3 protein-coding genes and 1 pseudogene are annotated in these 3767 nt (G+C 40.0%); all 4 read left to right on the forward strand.

What is annotated here, in order from left to right; genetic code table 11:
* Window positions 1–1088 (forward strand): NADP-specific glutamate dehydrogenase (gene gdhA / locus RBQ93_RS12315; RefSeq protein ID WP_320372417.1); only part of this gene is annotated, 1088 nt, incomplete at its 5' end.
* A 2-nt stretch (window positions 1089–1090) separates the two neighbouring features.
* Window positions 1091–2311: a DUF1015 domain-containing protein gene (locus tag RBQ93_RS12320; protein ID WP_320372418.1), complete on the forward strand. Its 1221-nt coding sequence runs from the start codon at window positions 1091–1093 to the stop codon at window positions 2309–2311.
* Window positions 2312–2341: 30 nt separating this feature from the next.
* Window positions 2342–3427, forward strand: coding sequence for a 3-phosphoserine/phosphohydroxythreonine transaminase (gene serC / locus RBQ93_RS12325; protein ID WP_320372419.1), 1086 nt, complete (start codon window positions 2342–2344; stop codon window positions 3425–3427).
* A gap of 9 nt (window positions 3428–3436) precedes the next feature.
* Window positions 3437–3767: pseudogene (locus tag RBQ93_RS12330) on the forward strand (3-phosphoglycerate dehydrogenase); the annotation flags it as partial.

A 3767-nucleotide genomic window follows, 5' to 3' on the forward strand; every position in this document is an offset into this window, starting at 1 on the left:
CGATTGGACCCTACAAGGGCGGCATGCGTTTTGATCCATCAGTGAATATTTCAATTTTAAAGTTTCTTGGCTTTGAACAAACATTTAAAAATAGTTTGACTGGTCTCCCAATGGGCGGTGGCAAAGGTGGTGCTGATTTTAATCCCCGCGGAAAATCTGATGGTGAGATTATGCGTTTTTGCCAAGCGTTTATGAGCGAATTATATCGGCATATTGGGCCAAACACCGATGTGCCTGCGGGTGACTTAGGTTTTGGGGCCCGTGAAGTTGGATATATGTTTGGCATGTATAAAAAATTAACCAATGAATTTACCGGTACTTTTACTGGAAAAGGGATTCCCTATGGCGGATCACTCGGAAGAACAGAAGCAACCGGTTATGGTTTACTTTATTTCACCTTAGAAATGCTAAAAGAGTTTAAAAACGAAACGCTTGCTGGTAAGCGAGTAATTATTTCCGGTTCTGGAAAAGTCGGAAAACACGCTGCCGTAAAAGCCGCATCCCTAGGCGCGAAAATTGTCGCAATGTCCGATATCAATGGATTTATAGCGGATGAAAATGGCTTAGATATTCCCTTGATAGCCCAAATATCTGAACCGAAAGGTGAATACACTAAGGAATATCTTTTAACTTATCCCAATGCAAAGTTTAACCCGAACACAAAAAAGATGTGGGAAACACCTTGCGACATTGCCCTTCCATGCGCGACGCAAAATGAAATTTATCTTGAGAGCGCACAAGCGCTAGTGAAGAATGGTTGCTACATGGTTGTCGAAGGGGCGAATATGCCAACGACACTTGAAGCGACGCGTTACTTTATCGAACACGGTATCTTATTTGGTCCGGGTAAAGCTGCGAATGCGGGTGGTGTTAGTGTTTCGGGTTTAGAAATGAGCCAGAACGCGATGCATATTGTCTGGACGTATGAAGAAGTTGATCGGCAACTCGCCGGAATTATGAAAGGCATCTTTAAAAAATGTCACGAGACCGCCATAAAATTTGATCAACCAACGAATCTTGTATTAGGGGCCAATATTGCTGGTTTCCTCAAAGTTTATCAAGCAATGTTAGCCGAGGGTGTTATTTAATAATGTCCGCATTTTCAACAATTCATGTCCCGAATATTCTTTTACCCAAAAAAGGCGTGGATTTAACTAAATTCGCCGTCATTGCCTGTGACCAGTTTACAAGTCAAAAAGAATACTGGGATCAGTTAGATACGCTTATTGGTCAGTCTGCTTCCACATTAAGAATGATTTTTCCAGAAGCGTATTTACCACTTGTCGATAATCAGTCGTATATTAAAAAAATCAACTCAACAATTGAAAATTATCTCCAAGAAAATGTTTTAGAAAATATCGGTCCGGCATTTATACTTGTTGAACGTTCGACGCCATATACAAAACGACGTTTAGGATTAGTGATTGCCATTGATTTAGAAGACTATAGTTTTCAAAAAGGTAGCCAGACATTAATTCGCGCTACCGAGATGACAATTCTTGAACGCATCCCCCCACGTTTAAAAATTCGTGAACATGCGCCAGTTGAACTACCACACACTTTAGTTTTGTATGATGATCCAGATAAGAATATTATTGAAAAACTTTATAACGAACGCGCTAACCTACCATTAATATATGATTTTGAACTCAATCAAGATGGCGGTCATTTACGCGGTTATAAAGTTAGTGATACGGCAGCAGTAATTGATGCTTTCGAGCAGTTACTAGCCAAAAAAGCTGAAGCTTTATTGTTTGTTGTCGGTGATGGCAATCATTCTTTGGCAACAGCAAAAGCGCACTGGGATAAGATCAAAGAGCTACTTAGTGAGGCCGATAAAAAAAATCATCCCGCGCGTTATGCCCTCGTAGAAGTCAATAATTTATATGATGAGGGAATTAATTTTGCCCCAATCCACCGCATTGTATTTAACGCGAGTGAAGATTTTATCCCCGGGTTAAAGTCTCGCCTTACTGGTGGACAAACCGGAATAATTTACACGCTAAAAACGGGTGAAATTAAGCAACCAATGCCAAAAAGTGGACCGCAAGCTTATAAGATTGTTCAAGATTATATTGATCAATACATGCAATCGCATCCACAAGCGAGTGTTGATTACATCCACGGGCGTGATCATCTCTACGCGGTAGCAAATAAACACCCCAATGCAGTGGCGATTGCAATGCCCGCCCTCAGTAAAAGTGATTTATTTGTTTATATTGCTAGTGATGACGTCCTTCCCCGTAAAAGTTTTTCGCTCGGTGAAGCGTGTGAAAAGCGTTACTATCTCGAGTGTCAAAAAATAATTTAATAAACAACAAAAGAAAAGGAAAAAAACAACATGAAAAGAGTTTACAACTTCTCCGCAGGACCAGCGGTTCTCCCAGAACCAGTCCTTCAACAAGCTGCTGCCGAAATGCTTGATTATCAAGGATCAGGCATGTCAGTTATGGAAATGTCACATCGTTCAAAAGTTTATCAAAAAATTATTGATGAAGCCGAAGCTGATTTACGGACTTTACTCAAAGTGCCGAGCAACTACAAAATCCTCTTTTTACAAGGTGGTGGCACAACACAATTTGCGATGGTAGCAATGAATCTTATGACAACGGGTGTCGCTGATTATATCATTACTGGACAATGGGCGAAAAAAGCTTTCCAAGAAGCCAAAATTTATGGAACACCCAATGTTATTGCATCTTCAGAAGATAAGAATTTCTCAGAAATTCCCGATTTAAAGAATTTGCAATACACACCAGAAGCAAGTTATGTTTTTATGTGCGAAAACAACACAATTTTTGGTACAAAGTTTAAAGAATATCCGGATACTAAAGGCAAAATATTAGTTAATGATGCTTCATCTTGCTTTTTGTCAGAGCCGCTTGATGTGACAAAATTTGGTTTAATATTTGCTGGAGCACAAAAGAATGTCGGACCAGCGGGTGTCACAATTGTAATTATCCGTGAAGATTTACTGGAAATTTCACCACGGGATTACACACCAACGCTTTTAAAATACAAAATTCATGCTGACCATGGATCAATGTACAACACACCACCGGCCTACGCGATATATATTTGTGGTCTTGTGTTTAAATATCTACTTAATCTTGGTGGTCTTGAGGCAGTAAAAGCTAATAATGAAAAGAAAGCTGCAATCCTATACGATTATCTTGATACGAGTAAGCTCTTTAAAGGTTCAGTGAAAAAATCTTCACGTTCATTGATGAACGTTTGTTTCCGTACAAATAGCCCTGAACTTGATGTCGCCTTTATTGAAGGTGCAAAAAAAGCCGGCTTTAGCAATCTTGCTGGTCATCGTTCAACGGGTGGGATGCGCGCTTCAATTTATAACTCAATGCCACTTGCTGGTGTACAAGCGCTTGTTGATTATATGAAAGAATTTGAAGCAGAACATCTTAAGTAGGAGAAAAAAATGAAAAAGATTCTTTATTTAAACAATATTTCGTCAGCTGCACTAAAGGCGTTTACGCCAGATTATGAATTAACAAAAGAACTCAACGAGGCAAATGCGATTTTAGTACGTAGTGCGAATATGCTCGAAATGCCATTACCGAAAAACGTCCTTGCTGTTGGTCGAGCGGGTGCTGGCGTTAATAACATTCCACTAGAAGCTTATGCAAAGGCGGGTGTTGTTGTCTTTAATACCCCGGGTGCCAACGCCAATGCTGTCAAAGAATTAACGATTGCCGGGATGCTACTTGCTGCCCGTGATATTTATCATGGAATGCGTTGGGTCGAAGATA

Origin of the sequence: Trichlorobacter sp., assembly GCF_034008105.1 — a bacterium.
Lineage (GTDB): Bacteria > Desulfobacterota > Desulfuromonadia > Geobacterales > Pseudopelobacteraceae > Trichlorobacter.